This is a genomic window from Achromobacter sp. NFACC18-2 (assembly GCF_900108985.1).
Classification (GTDB): Bacteria; Pseudomonadota; Gammaproteobacteria; order Burkholderiales; family Burkholderiaceae_B; genus Achromobacter.
The window spans coordinates 438,712-455,277 of record NZ_FNYM01000003.1 but is presented as its reverse complement, the minus strand read 5'-3'; the positions used below and the strand labels follow the sequence as shown (position 1 = coordinate 455,277).

Here is a 16,566-nt window from a genome sequence, read left to right as displayed (position 1 = left end):
TCGGGCCCCAAAAAAGGCAACAAACCGGGAAAGAAAAAGATGTTTTGCTTAGCGCTTTCCGGCCTGGTCCAGAAACAAAAGCAAATGGTCTTGCCGGCATAGCTCAGTTGGTAGAGCAGCGCATTCGTAATGCGAAGGTCGTAGGTTCGACTCCTATTGCCGGCACCAGAATTCCAAAAAAGCAGCCTTCGGGCTGCTTTTTTTCGTTTCCGCGGACCACCGCAGGCGGGGAACTCGCGCCGATCGCCGCGCGTCCAACCGTCTGGACCACCCCTGCGGAAACCACCATGCGCATTCTTCTCGTGGAAGACGACATCATGATCGGCGAAAGCGTATTGGACTGCCTGCGCGCGGAACACTACGCCGTCGACTGGGTGAAGGACGGCAGCGCGGCCGATTCGGCGCTTCGCACCGATCCCTACGACCTCGTCCTGCTCGACCTGGGCCTGCCCAAACGCGATGGCCTGACCCTGCTGCGCGACCTGCGCGCGCGCAAGGACCGCACGCCGGTGCTCATCGCCACGGCGCGCGACGCTGTCAGCGACCGTATTGCCGGGCTGGACGCGGGTGCGGACGACTACATCGTCAAACCCTATGACGTGGACGAACTGCTGGCCCGCATGCGCGCCCTGATCCGCCGCAGCGCGGGCCGGGCCGAACCCATCTTCGAGCACGACGGCATCACGATCGACCCGCAGTCCCATGCCGCCATGGTCGATGGCGCGCCGGTGGCGCTGACCGCCCGCGAATGGGCCGTGCTCGAGCCCCTGATCGCGCGCCCCGGCATGATTTTTTCGCGCGCCCAGCTCGAGGAAAAGCTCTATAGCTGGAAAGACAGCATCAGCAGCAATGCGGTTGAGGTTTATATTCATGGCCTGCGCAAGAAACTGGGTCCGAACCTGATCCAGAACGTCAGAGGCGTCGGCTATGTCATTCCCAAAGCATGAGCATTCCGCTTAGCTACTCACTGAGAGCCAGGCTGCTTTTCTTTCTGTTGGCGGCAATCGCGGTCGGCGCACTGGTGCAGGGCACGATTGCCTACCGCAGCACCTTGGCGCAAGCCGACGATATCTTCGATTCGCTGCTGCAACGCACGGCGCTGTCGCTGGGCACGGGCGACGGCCTGCTCAGCACCGGGCCGACCCACGCGCGCGGGTCGGCCTCGCCGGTCGCCGACGACCTCATCATCCAGATCTGGACGCCGGACGGCCTGCGCGTCTTCAATTCGCGCTCTCGCCTTCGCCTGCCCAGCCAGATCGTGCTGGGTTTCTCCGACGCCCGCCTCGAAGGCGAAACCTATCGCGTGTATTCGCTGGCCACGCCCTTCCAGGTGATCCAGGTCGCGCAGGACATGCGCGTGCGCAAGAACATGGCAAGCGCCCTGGCGCTGCGCACCGTCGCGCCGATTGCCGCGGCGGCCCCGCTGCTGATGCTGATCATCTGGTGCGTCGTGAGCTGGTCGCTGCGCCCGGTCAAGCGGGCGCGCGCGCAATTGGCCGCACGCCAGCCCGAAGACCTGTCGCCCGTGAGCGTGCAAGGACTGCCCGATGAGATCCGCCCGCTGGTGCAGGAGCTGAACCTGCTGCTCGAGCGCATGCGGGGCGCGTTTGCGCAGCAGAAGCAGTTCGTGGGCGACGCGGCGCACGAACTGCGCTCCCCGCTGGCAGCTTTGCGCCTGCAAATGCAGGCGCTGCAACGCGCAGCCGCCCCCGATGCCCGCCAGCTTGCCGAACAGCGCCTGACGGCGGGCATCGACCGCGCCACGCGCCTGGTCGAACAACTGCTGTCGATGGCCCGTCAGGAAGGCGCGCAGGAGCGGATACCGCTCGCGCCCGTGGAACTGACCGACGTACTGCGCCAGGCCCTGTCCGAAACCCTGCCGCAGGCGAACGCCAGGTCGATCGACATCGAACTCGAGGACAATGCGCATGCGCAGGTGCAGGGCGATCGCGATGCGCTGGTGCTGCTGGTGCGCAACCTGCTGGACAACGCAATCAAGCACTCGCCTGCCGGCGGGCGCATCGGCATGCGCGTGGACCACAAGCCGGACCGGGTTTCGCTGCTGATCGACGATGAGGGGCCTGGCATCCCCGCCCATGAGCGGGAACGCGTGTTCGACCGGTTCTACCGCGCCGAGGGCAACACCGAGCATGGCAGCGGCCTGGGGCTGGCCATTGCACGCACCATCGCCGACCGCCATGGCGCGACCATCACCCTTGAAGACGCGCCCGCCGGCCATGGCCTGCGCGCCCGCGTGGATTTTCCCGCTTAAGTTTCACCTAAGTGTCAGGCCCGAAGATAGCGCCATGTTCCCAACATGATCGCAGGAGCCGACATGAAGACCACGCAAATCAAACCCTCGCGCCTCGTCCTGGCGCTGCTGGCCGCCGGCGCCATTGGCGGTGCGGGCGCAACCGCCCTGACCGGCGGCGTCTCGATGGCCGCCGACGCCCCCGCCGCCGCCGCTGTTTCCCAGCCGATCAGCGCATCCGTGCCGCCCAACTTCGCGCAGATCACGCGCGATTTCGGCCCGGCCGTCGTCAACATCAGCGTGAGCGGCACGCGCAAGGTGTCCGCCGAGGACAGCGACGATCCGTTCGCGCAATTCTTCGGGCAGATCCCCGGTTACCAAGGCCGCGCGCCGGCCCGTGAAGTGCCCATGCGCGGCGAAGGTTCGGGCTTTATCGTCAGCCCGGACGGCATCATCCTGACCAATGCGCACGTGGTCCAGGACGCCAAGGAAGTGACCGTGAAGATGACCGACCGCCGCGAGTACAAGGCCAAGGTCCTGGGCGCCGATCCGCAGACCGACGTCGCCGTGATCAAGATCGAGGCGAAGAACCTGCCGGTGGTGAAGGTGGGCGACGTCAACCGGTTGCAGGTGGGCGAATGGGTGCTGGCCATCGGCTCGCCCTACGGCCTGGAAAACACGGCCACGGCGGGCATCGTCAGCGCCAAGGGCCGTTCGCTGCCGGACGACACCTCCGTCCCCTTCATCCAGACCGACGTGGCCGTGAACCCCGGCAACTCGGGCGGTCCGCTGTTCAATGACCGCGGCGAAGTGGTGGGCATCAACTCGCAGATCTACAGCCGCACCGGCGGCTTCCAGGGCCTGTCGTTCTCGATCCCCATCGACCTGGCCTACAAGATCAAGGACCAGATCCTGGAGCACGGCAAGGTGCAGCATGCCCGCCTGGGCGTGACGGTGCAGGAAGTGAACCAGGACCTGGCCGATTCGTTCAAGCTGGATTCGCCGTCGGGCGCGCTGGTGTCCAGCGTCGAGAAGGGCAGCGCGGCCGCCAAGGCCGGCTTGCAGCCGGGCGACGTGGTGCGCAAGATCGACGGCAAGACCATCGTGTCATCGGGTGACCTGGCTTCGACCATCACCATGGCCGCCCCCGGCGAGAAGATCAAGCTGGACGTGTGGCGCAATGGCGGGCAGAAGGAGCTCGTCGCCACGCTGGGCGGCATGCCCAAGGACAAGTCGGAAGCGTCGGCGGACGGCCAGGAAGTGCAACGCGGCCAGCTCGGCCTGGCGCTGCGCCCCCTGAGCCCGCAGGAACAGCAGGCGTCCGGCTCGGAAGGCCTGCTGATCGAGCGGTCGGTCGGCCCCGCCGCCAAGGCCGGCATTCAGCCCGGCGACGTGCTGCTGTCGCTCAATGGCGTACCGGTGCACAACATCGGCCAGGTCAAGGCCGAACTGTCGAAGGCGGGCAAGACCGTTGCCCTGCTGGTGCAGCGCGGCGAAGACAAGATCTTCGTGCCGGTGCAGGTCGGCTGATCCGCCCTTCGGCTCACTCCGCGTCGGGCTGCCTGCCCGGCGCGGCCGCTTCGAACGCCGGCAGGGCCCGGCACGCCGCATCGATGCGCAGCACATTGGGCATGGCCGCAAGGTCGCACTCGAAACGCTGCGCATTGGCCACTTGCGGCACCAGGCACAGGTCGGCGATGGTGGGCGTGTCGCCATGGCAGAACTTGCCGGTGGCGCTGGAGTTTGCCAACTGGGCCTCCAGGGCCTCGAGTCCCTGATGCACCCAGTGCTTGTACCAGGCGGTCTTGGCGGCTTCGTCCACGCCCAGCGTGTGCTTCAGATACTTCAGCACGCGCAGGTTGTTCAGCGGATGCGTGTCGCAGGCAATGCCCAGCGCCAGGTCGCGCACCCGCGCGCGGCCGATGGCGTCGGCCGGCAGCAGCGGCGTCTCGGGATGCGTTTCTTCCAGGTATTCGATGATCGCCAGCGATTGGCCGATCACGGCATCGCCATCGACCAGGGTGGGCACCAGCGCAGTCGGGTTCACCTTGCGGTAGTCGACGGAGAGTTGCTGGCCGCCGTCCTTCAGCAGATGCACGGGCACATAGTCGTACGGCAGGCCCTTGAGATTCAGGGCAATGCGCACCCGGTACGCGGCCGAGCTGCGGAAGTAGCTGTAGAGCTGCATGGAGTCTCCTCGGTGTTTTTCTGGCGCCGCCCAGCCGGGCGGCGCTTGTTCATTCCAGCGATTCGGTCTTGGCCGCCTTGCGCGACAGGCCCTTGGGCAGCGGGAACGCCACGTTCTCTTCGAGCCCGGGCATCTTGCGCACCGAGACGGCGCCCAGTTCCTTGACGCGCGAGATCACCTGCTGCACCAGGACCTCGGGCGCGGAGGCGCCGGCGGTCACGCCGATGCGCTTGCGGCCGGCCAGCCAGGCCGGATCGATCGAGTCCGCGCCATCGATGAGATACGACGCCACGCCCTTGCGCTCGGCGACTTCGCGCAGGCGATTGGAGTTCGAGCTGTTCGGACTGCCCACGACCAGGACCAGATCGCATTCGGGCGCCATGACCTTGACCGCGTCCTGACGGTTCTGCGTGGCATAGCAGATGTCGCTTTTCTTGGGTTCGGCGATGCTGGGAAACCGCGCCTTGAGCGCCTGCGCCACCGCGGCCGCGTCGTCCACGGACAGCGTGGTCTGCGTCACATAGGCCAGGTTTTCGGGATCCGTGACCGCAAGGCTGGCCACGTCGTCGACGGTTTCAACGAGGTACATGCCGCCCTGCGCCTGGCCCAGGGTGCCCTCGACCTCGGGATGCCCCTTGTGGCCGATCATGATGATCTCGCGGCCGGCGGCGCGCATGCGCGCGACTTCGATATGCACCTTGGTGACCAGGGGGCAGGTGGCGTCGAACACCTGCAGGCCGCGCGATTCCGCTTCGGCGCGCACGGCCTTGGACACGCCGTGCGCCGAAAACACCACGATGGCGCCCGCCGGCGCGTCCTCGAGCTCGTCGATGAAGATGGCGCCCTTGGCGCGCAGGTCTTCCACGACATAGCGGTTGTGGACGATCTCGTGGCGCACGTAGATGGGCGCGCCGTGCAGTTCGATGGCCCGCTCGACGATGTCGATGGCGCGATCCACGCCGGCACAGAAGCCGCGCGGTTGCGCCAACAGGACTTCGGCGTCGGACGCGGTGACGACCTGGCTCATCAAAGAACCCCCAGCAGCGCCACATCCACCTTCAGGCTGATGCCAGCCAGCGGGTGGTTGAAATCGAACAACGCGGAGTCGTCGTTGATTTCCTTGAGGACGCCCGAATAGCGTCCGCCGTTGGGCGCGGTGAATTCCACCAGGTCGCCGGGTTCGAACGTGGCATCCGCGCCCGCGTGTTCGGCGAGCATGGCGCGCGTCACGCGCTGGATAAGTTCGGGGTTGCGGTCGCCATAGGCGTCGGCCGGCGCGATGGTGACGCTGAACTTCTCGCCTTCCGCCCGGCCCACCAAGGCCGCTTCCAGGCCGGGCGCCCACTGGCCGCCGCCCATCTGCAGGGTGCCGGGCCGGCCGTCGAAGGTGTCGGCAAACACCGAACCTTCGCCGGGCCCGGAGGCCAGCGTGATCCGGTAATGCAGCGTCAGGTAGGAATCCGGACGGACCAAAACGTTCACTTCATTAGAGGCGATGCTCACGATCTGCCACCGTATGGAATTTGAGTAAACCCTGATTTTAGAGCCTCTTATGAAATTGTCCGCCCGGCTGTCGAAACAAGAGCGTCCCCGAGAGCGCCTCATGCGCCACGGGCCGGCCTCGATCCAGGACGCGGAACTGCTGGCCATCGCCCTGCGCACGGGAGTGCCGGGCCTGAATGTGGTCGATCTGTGCCGCCAGTTGCTGGATCGGTTCGGGGGCCTGCGCGGCCTGCTTGGCACGCCGCCCGAAGAGCTGATGACCGTCACCGGGCTGGGGGCGGCCAAGGCCTGCACCCTGGCCGCCCTGCTGGAACTGGCCCGCCGGGCCCTCGAAGAGGACCTCACGCGGGAAAGCCCGATGAACCATCCCGCCCGGGTGAAACAATATTGCAAGGCGGCCCTGGCGCATCGCCAGGTGGAATACTGCATCGCACTCTACCTGGACGCGCAGTTGCGTCTGATCGCCACCGGCGAACTGGCGCGCGGCACCCTGTCGCAGGCCGCCGTCTACCCCCGGGAGGTCGTGCGCGAGGCCTTGCGGCACCACGCGGCCGCCCTGATCGTCGCCCACAACCATCCGTCCGGCGTGGCGGCGCCCAGCGCCGCCGACCACGGCTTCACCCGGCACCTGAAGGAAGCGCTGGCGCTGGTGGACATCCGGCTGGTGGATCACCTGATCGTGGCCGGCGGCACGGCCGTGTCGCTGGCCGAGCTGGGCTGCCTCTGACGGCGGCAGGCGCCAGAATTCCGTTAGACTACCGGCCAATATTGCTTTAGGCTTAACCTAATTCCGGCCCTCGCGACCCCGCTTTGCCCGCCATGAAACGTCTGTGGGACATTTCCCCGCCCGTCTCGACGGCTTCGCCCGTCTTTCCGGGCGACACGCCGTACCGCCAGCAATGGAAGTGGTCGCTCGCGCCCGGCTGTCCGGTCAATGTGAGCGAGATCACGATGTCGCCGCACATCGGCGCGCATGCCGACGCCCCCCTGCACTACGAAAACGGCGCCGCGGCCATCGGCGCGGTCTCGCTGGAACCCTTTCTCGGCCCCTGTCGCGTCATCCACGCGATCGACTGCGGCCCGCTCATCACGCCCGAACACCTGGCCCACGCGGCGGCAAACCTGCCGCCTCGCGTCCTGGTGCGCACCGCCAAGCATGCCGCCCAGGAATGGTGGACGGACGACTTCTCCGCCTACGCGCCGCAGACGATCGAATGGCTGGCTGAACGCGGCGTCATGCTGATCGGTCTGGATACCGCCAGCATCGACCCCGCTTCCAGCAAGACCCTGGACAGCCACCATACGATCTTGCGGCACGACATGCGGGTACTGGAGAACCTGGTGCTCGACGACGTGCCCGAAGGCGATTACGAGTTGATCGCCTTGCCGTTGGCGCTGGTCCAGGCCGATGCCAGCCCGGTCCGCGCGGTCCTGCGCGAACTGTAGGCTGTTTCGCCGGCCCGGGCGCGGCCGACCCGTTTCGGCCGCCCCCGCTTAGAGAAACGACCATGGAATACCCCATTGCGCCCCATTGGCGCGCCCTGCCTGCATCCGCCCGCCGCGCCGCCCCGCCCTGCCTGGGAGACCGCGCATGAGCCAGTCCGAACGCCCCGAAGACATCGTCCGCCAGGAAAAAGCGCAGCTCGACTTCACGCGCGACATGACCTACGGCGACTACCTGCACCTGGACGAACTGCTCGGCGCCCAGCACCCGCTGTCGCCCGAGCACAACGAAATGCTGTTCATCATCCAGCACCAGACCAGCGAACTCTGGATGAAGCTGATGTTGCATGAACTGCGCGCAGCGATCGCCAGCGTGGCGGCCGACCGCCTGCAGCCCGCCTTCAAGATGCTGGCGCGCGTCAGCAAGATCATGGAGCAGCTCGTGCACGCCTGGGACGTGCTGGCGACCATGACCCCGCCCGAATACTCCGCGCTGCGACCGTACCTGGCGCGCTCGAGCGGGTTCCAGAGCTATCAGTACCGCCAGATCGAATTCCTGCTGGGCAACAAGAACGCAGCCATGCTCAAGCCCCACTCGCACCGCGCCGACCTGCTGGCCCAGGTGCAGAGCGCCTACGAGGCCCCGTCGCTATATGACGAGGCGCTGCGCCTGCTGGCCCGCCATGGCCTGGACATCCCCGCCGACCACCTGGAGCGCGACTGGACGCTGCCCTACTCGTCCTCGGCCGCCGTCGAAGCCGCCTGGCTGACGGTCTACCGCGACACGGACCGCTACTGGGAGCTCTACCAGTTGGGCGAGAAGCTCACCGACCTGGAGGACGCCTTCCGACTGTGGCGCTTCCGCCACGTCACGACGGTCGAACGGGTCATCGGCTTCAAGCGCGGCACGGGCGGCACGTCAGGGGTGGATTACCTGCGGCGCATGCTGGAAGTCGTGCTTTTCCCGGAAATCTGGAAGCTGCGCACGGATCTCTGAATCCCGTCCCGCTGTAAAACCCGGGCTGCCTCGCGGCCCGGGGGCCGATTTCCGGCTGGCCTGACGGCTTGATCGCATGCTAGAATGCGGGGTTACTTTTTGGATACGTGGCTAGCGCCTTTCGCCCCGTCCTCTGGCGGCGATCCCTGGCAGCTTGGCTGGCGACCCTAACAACCTGAAAGAGGCTCGATCGAGCCCTAGGAAAGCACCATGAAAGAAGGCATTCACCCCGAATACCGCGAAGTCGTCTTCGCCGACCTGCAAACGGGCAGCAAGTTCATCACCCGTTCGACCGTCCAGACTCGCGAATCCATCGAACTCGATGGCAAGACGTACCCGCTCTTCAAGTGCGACGTGACCTCCGAATCGCACCCGTTCTACACGGGCGCCCAGACCCGCATCGTCGAAACCGGCCGCGTGGAAAAGTTCCGCGCCCGTTTCGCCCGCACGGCTGGCACGGTCAAGTCCGCTTCCTGATCCTGTCGCTCCTGCGGGAGTCACAGCAAAAAGGCAGCCTTCGGGCTGCTTTTTTTTCCCTCCTCGGCAGTCGTTTTTTCCCCGCGAGGGGGTGGCGCATTCCGACCACTCGGTTACATTAACGCCCGTGTCCCCACTTTCCATTTCCACCCCGGCCCGGCTGACGTCGGTGGCCACCGCAAAACTGCCCCGCCTCATCCTGCTGGGGCTGTCCCTGGCCTATATCGTGGCCGGGCTGTTCATGCGCGACCCGTGGAAAACCGACGACGCGGTCGGACTGGCGACCATGATCACCGCCATCCGCGAAGGCGGCCTGACCTGGCTGCTGCCGCAGGTGGGGCACCTGGCCCACGCCGAGGAAGGGCCGCTGATCACGTGGGTGGGCGCGATCAGCATCTGGCTATTCGGCCCCTTCATCGGCGACATCACGGCGGGGCGGCTGCCCAATCTGCTGTGGTTCGGCATCACGGCGTCCAGCGTGTGGTACGGCACCTACCTGCTGGGTCGCCGCGCCGAAGCCCAGCCGCTCGCGCTGCCCTTCGGCGGCGAGCCTGAACCGCGCGACTACGGCCGCATGCTGGCCGATGCCGCCCTGCTGCTGCTGCTCGCCACGGTCGGCATCCTGCAGCGCACGCATGAAACGACGGTCGTGCCCGCGATCATGGCCTGCCAGGCATTGGCCTTCTACTCGCTGGCGCGCACGGTGGACCGGCCCGTCACGGGCGCCACCACGTTGGGCATCGCGCTGGCCGCCAGCTTCCTGACGCGCGGCTGGGTGGGCGCCCTGCCCATCATGGCCGGCGCCGCGCTTGCCTTCTACCCCCGCAGCCAGCTATGGAAATGCAAGCGCTGGATGCTCTGGGCCGCCGTCCTGGCCGCCGGCCTGATCCTGGCCTGGTGGATTCCCGCCACCCAGGGCAGCGAATACTGGATCCGCAACTGGAAGGCCTGGAATCTGTCTTCGTTCGCCATGCCCAGCCTGCACGATGCGGGACGCACGCTGCGCGACCTTCCCTGGTATCTGTGGCCGACCTGGCCGCTGGCGCTGCTGGCCATCTGGCGCTGGCGCGCATGGATCTACGCCCCGCACATCTGGCTGCCCTTGATGCTGCTGAGCTGCTCGGCGCTGATCCTCTTTTTCCTGGATGAAGCCTCGGACTCCGAGTTCGTGCTGTTGGCCGTGCCATGCGCCGTGCTGGGCGCGTTCTCGCTGCCGACCCTGCGCCGCGGCGTCGTGAACACGCTGGACTGGTTCGCCGTCATGTGCTTTTCGCTGACCGCAGCCACGGCCTGGCTCGGTTGGGTGGCCCTGCACTTCCAGTGGCCCGCGCAGATCTCCCGCAACATCGGCCGCCAGACCACCGGCTACGAGCCCGTCATCTCCTGGGTGGCCTTTGCCCTGGCCGTCGTTTTCACGCTGGCGTGGATCGCCCTGGTCGTGTGGCGCCTGCGCGTGCGCCCCCAGGCGCTCTGGCGCGGCACGGTGCTGTCCGCCGGCGGGCTGACCGTGACCTGGATCCTGCTGGTTCTGCTGTGGCAGCCCGCGGTCGACTACGCCCGCAGCTATCGCACCATGTCGGGCCAGCTGGCCCAGGCGATCGCGCAGCACAAGCGTCCCGGCGAGTGCGTCCGCGGCCTGAGCCTGGGTAGCGGCCAGCGCGCGTCGTTCCTCATCTTCAACAACCTGTCGTTCCCGTTCGACACGCGTTGCACGCTGGTCCTGCAACAGACCACCAACCAGAGTCTGCGCGACGGCACCGCCGCCTACAGCGAAGGGGTGCAGGTCCTGTGGCAGGGCGGCCGCCGCGCCGACCGTTCCGAAGTCTTCCGCCTGTTGCGCACCAGCTCCAAGCCATGATGGCAGCCTCCCCGGCGCCGACGAGCTTCGGCGCCACCCTGCGCGGCATCACCAAGCAAGCCTGGCCCGTGCTGATCAGCCAGTGGGCCGGCATTTCGTTCGGCGTGCTGGACACCGCCATGACCGGCCACTCCAGCCCGGACGACCTGGCGGCGATGGCCCTGTCCGCCTCCATCTACATCACCATTTTTGTGGGCCTGATGGGCGTGGTGCACGCCCTCATTCCGATCCTGGCGCAGCAGTTCGGCGCCGGCAACAACCTCGAAGTCGGCAAAAGCTGGGGCCAGGGCGTGTGGCTGGCGCTGGGACTGTCGCTCGTGGGCGCGGTGTTGATGCTGTTTCCGGACATGTGGCTTTTCATGTCCGGGGACGTCGCCCCCGCCGTGCGCGACCGCATCGCGTCCTACCTCCAGGCGCTGGTGCTGGCCCTGCCCGCCGCGCTGGTGTTCCGCACCATCTACGCGCTGGGCACCGCCGTGTCGCGGCCCAAGCTCGTCATGGCCATCAACCTGTCGATCATCGGCTTCAAGGCGCTGTTCAACTGGATCTTCATCTACGGCAAGCTGGGCCTGCCCGCGATGGGCGCGGCCGGCGCGGGCCTGGCGACCGCCGTCGTGTCATGGATGAGCCTGGGGCTGGGGTTGTGGGTCATCACGCATGACCGCTACTACCGGCGCTTCCAGCTTCGCATCGGCAAGCCCGACTGGCAGGCGCTGAAAGAGCTGCTGCGCCTGGGCATTCCCATGGGCGGTTCGTACCTCGTGGAGGTGTCGGCGTTCACGTTCATGGCGCTGCTGGTCGCGCGCGAGGGCACCTTCGTGACGGGGGGACACCAGATCATGTCGAACCTGGCGGCCCTCTGCTACATGATGCCGATGGCGCTGGGCGTGGCCACCGCGTCGCTGACGGCGCAGGCGATCGGCGCGGGCGACTACGCGCGCGCCCACCGCACCGGCATGGCGGGACTGGCGTTGGGCCTGATGGGCGCGCTGCTGACGGCGGCGGTGCTGCTGGCCGGCCGTCCGCTGATCCTGGCGGCCTACACGGATGACGCCGCGGTCGCCGCGGTGGCGACCACGCTGCTGGCCGTCCTGCCGCTGTTCCATCTCTTCGATTGCATGCAGTGCATCAATTCGTACCTGCTGCGCGCCTACAAGATCGCCGTGGTGCCGCTGATCCTGCAGACGGTCGCGCTGGCCGGCGTGGGCCTGGTCGGCGGCTGGTGGTTCGGCTTTGGTCCCGGCAAAGGCGGCCTGGACGGATTACGCGACCTGCTCGTGCCCGGCTCGCCGCAGGGCGCGGGCAGCATGTGGCTGATGGCCATGCTTGGCCTGGCGCTGTCGGCCGCCCTGCTCCATTACTGGTACCGGCGCATCCTGCGGACGGTGGGGCGCTAGCAGCGTCCGGAATGAAAAAAGGCAGCCCACGGGGCTGCCTTTTTTGCGCGCCGCGCACGTCGCGCGTGGGGCTTCAGGACTTCGGCCGCCTGTCGATCACACGGCGCGCCTTGCCGGTCAGCGTGCGCTCGACATGGCCCGCATCCGACACCTGGATACGCGCGCTGACGCCGATGTGCGTCTTGACCGCGTGCTGCAACTGCTTGCCCAGGTTGGCGCGTTCGGCATCGGACAGCCCCGAGAACTCCGCGCGCACTTCGGTCAGGATCTCCAGTTCGTCCATGTTGCCTGTGCGGGACAGCACCAGCTGGTAGTGCGGCGCCAACTGCGCGATCTTCAGGACCAGCTCTTCGACCTGCGTGGGGAACATGTTCACGCCGCGCACGATCAGCATGTCGTCGCTGCGGCCGGTGATCTTGCCGATGCGGCGCATGCTGCGCGCGGTGGGCGGCAGCAGGCGGGTCAGGTCGCGCGTGCGGTAGCGCACGATGGGCATGGCTTCCTTGGTCAGCGACGTGAAGACCAGCTCGCCGGGTTCGCCGTCGGCCACGGGTTCGCCCGTTTCCGGGTTGATGATCTCTGCGTAGAAGTGATCCTCCCACACCACCGGGCCGTCCTTGGTCTCGACGCATTCACTCGCCACGCCCGGGCCCATCACCTCGGACAGGCCATAGATGTCGACGGCGTCGATGCCGGCTTCGGCCTCGATGTCGGCGCGCATCTGGCCCGTCCAGGGCTCGGCGCCGAAAATCCCGATGCGCAGCGAACTTTGACGCGGATCAATGCCCTGGCGGCGCTGCTCCTCCAGAATGTTGCAGAAATAGGACGGCGTGACCATGATGATGTCCGGCCGGAAATCGCTGATCAGCTGAACCTGTTTTTCCGTCTGTCCGCCCGACATCGGAATGACCGTGCAACCCAGGCGCTCCGCCCCGTAGTGCGCGCCCAGGCCGCCCGTGAAGAGGCCGTAGCCGTACGCCACGTGCACCGTATCGCCGGGCTTGCCGCCCGCCGCACGGATGGAACGCGCCACCAGGTTGGCCCAGTTGTCCAGGTCGCCCTTGGTGTAGCCCACCACGGTCGGCTTGCCCGTCGTGCCGCTGGACGCGTGAATGCGCGAAATGCGCTCGCGCGGCACGGCGAACATGCCGAACGGATAGTTTTCGCGCAGTTCCTTCTTGGTCGTGAACGGGAACTTCGCAATATCGGACAACTGCTTCAGGTCGTCCGGATGCACGCCGGCCTCGTCGAACGCCTTCTTGTAGTGCGGGACGTTTTCGTAGGCGTGCTTGAGGGTCCACTTCAAGCGGTCCAGCTGCAGGGCCCGCAGCTCGTCCTGGCTGGCATGCTCGATGGGATCCAGTCCCGGCTTGCTCATGGTGTTGGGCATGATAATGTCTCTCCTGAAATTCTCTGCGCCCCGGCTCGGGCGGCGCGCCGCGTGCGGCGCATGCTCCGGCCCGGGTCCTGCTCTTTGGTTCGGCTGTGCGGTCAGGCGTCCGTGGGCACCCCGACGATCTGGCCTTTGATGCGATAGGAACGGCCCCTGAACAAGGCCACGTTGCGGCCGTCCTGATTGGTGACGGTGACGTCGTAGACGCCCGTGCGTCCGGCAAGCGATCGTTCTTGCGCCACGGCGGTCAGCAGGTCGCCTTCGAATCCCGGCGCCAGATAATCGATCGTGCAGCCCGAGGCCACGGTACTGACGTTGCGGGAGTTGCAGGAGAACGCGAACGCGCTGTCGGCCAGGGCGAAGATGAAGCCGCCATGGCAGGTCTTGTGGCCGTTCAGCATGTCGGGCCGCACGCGCATGGTCAGCCGAGCATAGCCCGGCGCCATTTCCTCGACCTTCATGTCCAGGCCTTGCGAGGCCGCGTCGCCGGCATACATCACCGAGCCCACGGCCTGCGCCAGCTCCTGGGGATCGGACGGCGCTTCAACGGGGGGAACGTGCACGCTCATCATTGCCCCTTGAATTGCGGTTCACGCTTGCCCAGGAAGGCGGCGACGCCTTCCGCGTAGTCCGCGCTGCGGCCCAGTTCGCGCATCATGTCGCGTTCCAGGTCGAGTTGCGTGGACAGGTCATTGCCCAGGCTGGCCTGCAGGGCCCGCTTGGTGAAGGCCAGGCCCTTGGTGGGCGCGGCCGCAAAATGCGTGGCCAGGCGATCCAGCGTGGCGTCGAATTCCTCGTCGGCCACGCATTGCCAGATGAGGCCCCAGTCCTCGGCCTGCTTGGCGCTCAGCTTGTCGCCCAGCATGGCCAGGCCCATGGCCCGGGCGCGGCCCACCAGACGGGGCAGCGCGAACGTGCCCCCCGTGTCGGGGATGAGGCCCAGGCGGCAGAACGACTGGATAAAGCTGGCCGAGGCCTTGGCGATGACGATGTCGCCCGCGAAGGCCAGATTGGCCCCCGCCCCCGCCGCCACGCCGTTCACGCCCACCACCACCGGCATGGGCAAGGCGTTGAGCCGGCGCACCAGCGGTGCGTAGAACTTGTCGACGGTCTCGCCCAGGTCGGGCGGCGTGCCGTCCGGCGCGGGCTTGCGCTCGCTCAGGTCCTGGCCGGCGCAGAAGCCGCGCCCCGCGCCGGTCAGCACCAGCACGCGCGCGCCTTCGGTCTCGATGCGGGTCAGCGCATCGGCCACTTCGGCATGCATGTTGGCCGTGAAGCTGTTCAGCTTGTCCGGCCGGTTCAGCGTCAGGCGGGCGATGCCGCCGGACAGGTCGAATTGGATATCCTGATAGCTCATGTGCGATCGCCCGGGCTTAGATGTGACGGCGGGTTTGCACCACGCGGAAGCGGTTCGAGACGAACGCCGTGTCCGACAGCGCCGCATTGGCCGCCGGGTTGGCGCCGGTGCCATGGAAATCGCTGAAGGCGGCGGTCTGGTTGACGAACACCGGGCCGGTCAGGTTGAGCGAGAGCGACACGCCCGACACTTCCGCGGCATCCTGGATCTGCTCGGCCACGCGGTCGTCCGTCGTGTAGGCGGACAGGGACAGCGCGCCATGCTGGATGACGCTGTCGCGCGCGAGCTGGATGCTGTGGGCGGTGGAATCGGTGGCCACGACAAAGGCGATGGGGCCAAACCATTCCTGGCTGAGGGCCGCATTGCCGGCCTCGGTGCGCAGCAGCAGCGGCGTGCGGACGCGGGCGTTCTCGAATTGGGGATGGGCCAGCGCCTTGCTGTCCGCCACGACGGGCAGACCGAGGGCGCGCGCTTTTTCAATGCGCTCGACGATGCCGTCGTTCTGGATGGCGCCCGTCAGTTCGACGGCCTTGGCGGCATCCGCGCCGACCTTTTCCAGCGCCACGCCCAGCGCGGCCGCCACGTCGTCAAAGCTGACACGGCCTTCCGGGGTATTGATGCCGTCGCGCGGCACGTAGATATTCTGCGGCGCCGTGCACATCTGACCCGAATACAGGGCCAGCGAGAACGCCAGATTGCGGGCCACGCCCTTCAGGTCGTTGGTCGAATCGATGATGACCTGGTTCACGCCCGCCTTCTCGGTGTAGACCTGGGCCTGGCGCGCATTCTCTTCGAGCCAGTTGCCGTTGGCGGTGCTGCCGGTGAAGTCGACGATCTTGACGGCCGGGTCCAGCGCCAGCTTCTGCGCGGTGTCGTCGCCCGCCTCGTGCGCGGCCAGTTGCACCACGTCGGGATCAAAGCCCGCTTCCTGCAGCACTTCGCGCGCCACCTTCACGGTGATGGCCAGCGGCAGGATCGCGCCCGGATGCGGCTTGACGATGACGGTGTTGCCCGTGGCCAGGCTGGCGAAAAGGCCCGGATAGCCGTTCCAGGTGGGGAAGGTCGAGCAGCCGATCACCAGCGCGACGCCGCGCGGCACGACAGTGAACTGCTTTTCCATGCGGATGGGATCATTCTTGCCCTGCGGCTTTTCCCAGACGGCGATGCCCGGGATGCGCGACATCTCCTGCCACGCATAGGTGACGGCTTCAAAGCCGCGATCCTGCGCGTGCGGGCCGCCGGCCTGGAAGGCCATCATGAAGCCCTGGCCGGTGGTGTGCTGGACCGCGTAGGCGATCTGGAAGCTCAGCTTGTTCAGGCGCGCCAGGATTTCCAGCGACACGCCGACCCAGGCGCGCGGACCGGCGCGGCGCCAGTCTTCGAGGGCGCGCTTGGAGGCGGCGATCAGCTTGTCGGCCGGCACGCGCGGATACGTGATGCCCAGGTCGAAACCATAGGGGGACTTCTCGCCGCCCACGACGCCGTCGGCGTCATGCAGGTTCAACGGAAAAGGCTTGCCCTTGAGCGCTTCGAAGGCGGCGCGGCCTTCGTCGTTGGCGGTCTCGCCATAGTTGCGGGGGCTGGGCGACTCGGCAAACGGGCTCCAGTAGCCGCGCAGCGCGGCGGCTGCCAGGGATTGTTCCAGCAGGGGCTGGTGGCGTTCGAAGAATTTCTGGGACACGCTCGTCTCTCCAATAAGATT

The 16,566-nt window shown here is 67.0% G+C and carries 16 protein-coding genes and 1 tRNA gene; 10 read left to right on the top strand and 7 right to left on the bottom strand.

The window, feature by feature from the left end; translation table 11 throughout:
- Positions 1 to 92: 92 nt before the first annotated feature.
- The 4 genes from BMW75_RS06950 (at position 93) to BMW75_RS06935 (ending at position 3,781) form a co-directional block, all read left to right on the top strand.
- Positions 93 to 168, top strand: a tRNA-Thr gene (locus BMW75_RS06950).
- A gap of 119 nt (positions 169 to 287) precedes the next feature.
- Positions 288 to 947 (top strand): response regulator, encoded by a 660-nt coding sequence (locus tag BMW75_RS06945; protein ID WP_076519648.1) that lies wholly within the window; start codon positions 288 to 290, stop codon positions 945 to 947.
- Complete coding sequence (locus BMW75_RS06940) at positions 944 to 2,272, top strand: ATP-binding protein (RefSeq protein WP_092578035.1); 1,329 nt, start codon at positions 944 to 946, stop codon at positions 2,270 to 2,272. Before BMW75_RS06945 ends, BMW75_RS06940 begins: the two co-directional genes overlap by 4 nt.
- Before the next feature lie 63 nt (positions 2,273 to 2,335).
- Positions 2,336 to 3,781: a DegQ family serine endoprotease gene (locus tag BMW75_RS06935; RefSeq protein ID WP_092578033.1), complete on the top strand. Its 1,446-nt coding sequence runs from the start codon at positions 2,336 to 2,338 to the stop codon at positions 3,779 to 3,781.
- 13 nt (positions 3,782 to 3,794) lie between these two features.
- On the opposite strand, the gene maiA is transcribed toward BMW75_RS06935, so the two are convergent.
- Genes maiA through BMW75_RS06920 form a run of 3 tightly spaced genes read right to left on the bottom strand, consistent with a single transcriptional unit; the run spans position 3,795 to position 5,942 of the window.
- Entirely contained in the window at positions 3,795 to 4,439 is a 645-nt protein-coding gene (gene maiA, locus BMW75_RS06930; protein WP_092578031.1) for a maleylacetoacetate isomerase, read from the bottom strand.
- 49 nt (positions 4,440 to 4,488) lie between these two features.
- Positions 4,489 to 5,466, bottom strand: a complete 978-nt coding sequence (gene ispH / locus BMW75_RS06925; RefSeq protein WP_076519640.1) for a 4-hydroxy-3-methylbut-2-enyl diphosphate reductase — start codon at positions 5,464 to 5,466, stop codon at positions 4,489 to 4,491.
- Entirely contained in the window at positions 5,466 to 5,942 is a 477-nt protein-coding gene (locus BMW75_RS06920) for an FKBP-type peptidyl-prolyl cis-trans isomerase (protein ID WP_092578030.1), read from the bottom strand. Before BMW75_RS06920 ends, ispH begins: the two co-directional genes overlap by 1 nt.
- Before the next feature lie 49 nt (positions 5,943 to 5,991).
- On the opposite strand from BMW75_RS06920, the gene radC reads away from it, so the two are divergent.
- The 6 genes from radC to BMW75_RS06890 all read left to right on the top strand — a co-directional run bounded on the left by radC (position 5,992) and on the right by BMW75_RS06890 (position 12,114).
- Positions 5,992 to 6,669, top strand: a complete 678-nt coding sequence (gene radC / locus BMW75_RS06915; protein ID WP_076519635.1) for a RadC family protein — start codon at positions 5,992 to 5,994, stop codon at positions 6,667 to 6,669.
- Positions 6,670 to 6,761: 92 nt separating this feature from the next.
- A complete protein-coding gene (gene kynB / locus BMW75_RS06910) occupies positions 6,762 to 7,388 on the top strand; it encodes an arylformamidase (RefSeq protein ID WP_092578072.1) in 627 nt (208 codons plus the stop codon).
- Between the two features lie 145 nt (positions 7,389 to 7,533).
- Complete coding sequence (gene kynA / locus BMW75_RS06905) at positions 7,534 to 8,382, top strand: tryptophan 2,3-dioxygenase (RefSeq protein WP_076519634.1); 849 nt, start codon at positions 7,534 to 7,536, stop codon at positions 8,380 to 8,382.
- Positions 8,383 to 8,592: 210 nt separating this feature from the next.
- The gene (locus BMW75_RS06900) at positions 8,593 to 8,859 is read left to right on the top strand and encodes a type B 50S ribosomal protein L31 (RefSeq protein WP_076519632.1); all 267 of its coding nucleotides are present in this window, start codon (positions 8,593 to 8,595) and stop codon (positions 8,857 to 8,859) included.
- 127 nt (positions 8,860 to 8,986) lie between these two features.
- On the top strand, positions 8,987 to 10,717 hold the full coding sequence (locus BMW75_RS06895) for an ArnT family glycosyltransferase (RefSeq protein ID WP_092578028.1): 1,731 nt from the start codon (positions 8,987 to 8,989) through the stop codon (positions 10,715 to 10,717).
- Positions 10,714 to 12,114, top strand: coding sequence for an MATE family efflux transporter (locus BMW75_RS06890; RefSeq protein ID WP_092578026.1), 1,401 nt, complete (start codon positions 10,714 to 10,716; stop codon positions 12,112 to 12,114). The genes BMW75_RS06895 and BMW75_RS06890 overlap by 4 nt, the downstream gene beginning before the upstream one ends.
- A 73-nt stretch (positions 12,115 to 12,187) precedes the next feature.
- On the opposite strand, the gene paaK is transcribed toward BMW75_RS06890, so the two are convergent.
- From paaK to paaN, 4 genes are all read right to left on the bottom strand, one after another.
- Positions 12,188 to 13,504 carry a phenylacetate--CoA ligase PaaK gene (paaK, locus tag BMW75_RS06885; protein ID WP_092578025.1) on the bottom strand — a complete coding sequence of 439 codons (1,317 nt, stop codon included), beginning with the start codon at positions 13,502 to 13,504 and terminating at the stop codon, positions 12,188 to 12,190.
- 101 nt (positions 13,505 to 13,605) lie between these two features.
- Positions 13,606 to 14,076 (bottom strand): hydroxyphenylacetyl-CoA thioesterase PaaI, encoded by a 471-nt coding sequence (gene paaI, locus BMW75_RS06880; protein WP_076519624.1) that lies wholly within the window; start codon positions 14,074 to 14,076, stop codon positions 13,606 to 13,608.
- On the bottom strand, positions 14,076 to 14,864 hold the full coding sequence (gene paaG / locus BMW75_RS06875) for a 2-(1,2-epoxy-1,2-dihydrophenyl)acetyl-CoA isomerase PaaG (protein ID WP_092578024.1): 789 nt from the start codon (positions 14,862 to 14,864) through the stop codon (positions 14,076 to 14,078). Before paaG ends, paaI begins: the two co-directional genes overlap by 1 nt.
- Positions 14,865 to 14,880: 16 nt before the next feature.
- Positions 14,881 to 16,545, bottom strand: a complete 1,665-nt coding sequence (gene paaN / locus BMW75_RS06870; protein WP_092578022.1) for a phenylacetic acid degradation protein PaaN — start codon at positions 16,543 to 16,545, stop codon at positions 14,881 to 14,883.
- Positions 16,546 to 16,566: the final 21 nt, after the last annotated feature.

Excerpts from the sequence above, each read along its gene's own strand:
- paaG (WP_092578024.1), bottom strand. The coding sequence starts at position 14,864 with ATGAGCTATCAGGATATCCAATTCGACCTGTCCGGCGGCATCGCCCGC.
- BMW75_RS06935 (WP_092578033.1), top strand. The coding sequence starts at position 2,336 with ATGAAGACCACGCAAATCAAACCCTCGCGCCTCGTCCTGGCGCTGCTG.
- kynA (WP_076519634.1), top strand. The coding sequence starts at position 7,534 with ATGAGCCAGTCCGAACGCCCCGAAGACATCGTCCGCCAGGAAAAAGCG.
- paaK (WP_092578025.1), bottom strand. The coding sequence starts at position 13,504 with ATGCCCAACACCATGAGCAAGCCGGGACTGGATCCCATCGAGCATGCC.
- BMW75_RS06900 (WP_076519632.1), top strand. The coding sequence starts at position 8,593 with ATGAAAGAAGGCATTCACCCCGAATACCGCGAAGTCGTCTTCGCCGAC.
- paaI (WP_076519624.1), bottom strand. The coding sequence starts at position 14,076 with ATGAGCGTGCACGTTCCCCCCGTTGAAGCGCCGTCCGATCCCCAGGAG.
- BMW75_RS06940 (WP_092578035.1), top strand. The coding sequence starts at position 944 with ATGAGCATTCCGCTTAGCTACTCACTGAGAGCCAGGCTGCTTTTCTTT.
- BMW75_RS06945 (WP_076519648.1), top strand. The coding sequence starts at position 288 with ATGCGCATTCTTCTCGTGGAAGACGACATCATGATCGGCGAAAGCGTA.
- ispH (WP_076519640.1), bottom strand. The coding sequence starts at position 5,466 with ATGAGCCAGGTCGTCACCGCGTCCGACGCCGAAGTCCTGTTGGCGCAA.
- maiA (WP_092578031.1), bottom strand. The coding sequence starts at position 4,439 with ATGCAGCTCTACAGCTACTTCCGCAGCTCGGCCGCGTACCGGGTGCGC.
- BMW75_RS06890 (WP_092578026.1), top strand. The coding sequence starts at position 10,714 with ATGATGGCAGCCTCCCCGGCGCCGACGAGCTTCGGCGCCACCCTGCGC.
- kynB (WP_092578072.1), top strand. The coding sequence starts at position 6,762 with ATGAAACGTCTGTGGGACATTTCCCCGCCCGTCTCGACGGCTTCGCCC.
- radC (WP_076519635.1), top strand. The coding sequence starts at position 5,992 with ATGAAATTGTCCGCCCGGCTGTCGAAACAAGAGCGTCCCCGAGAGCGC.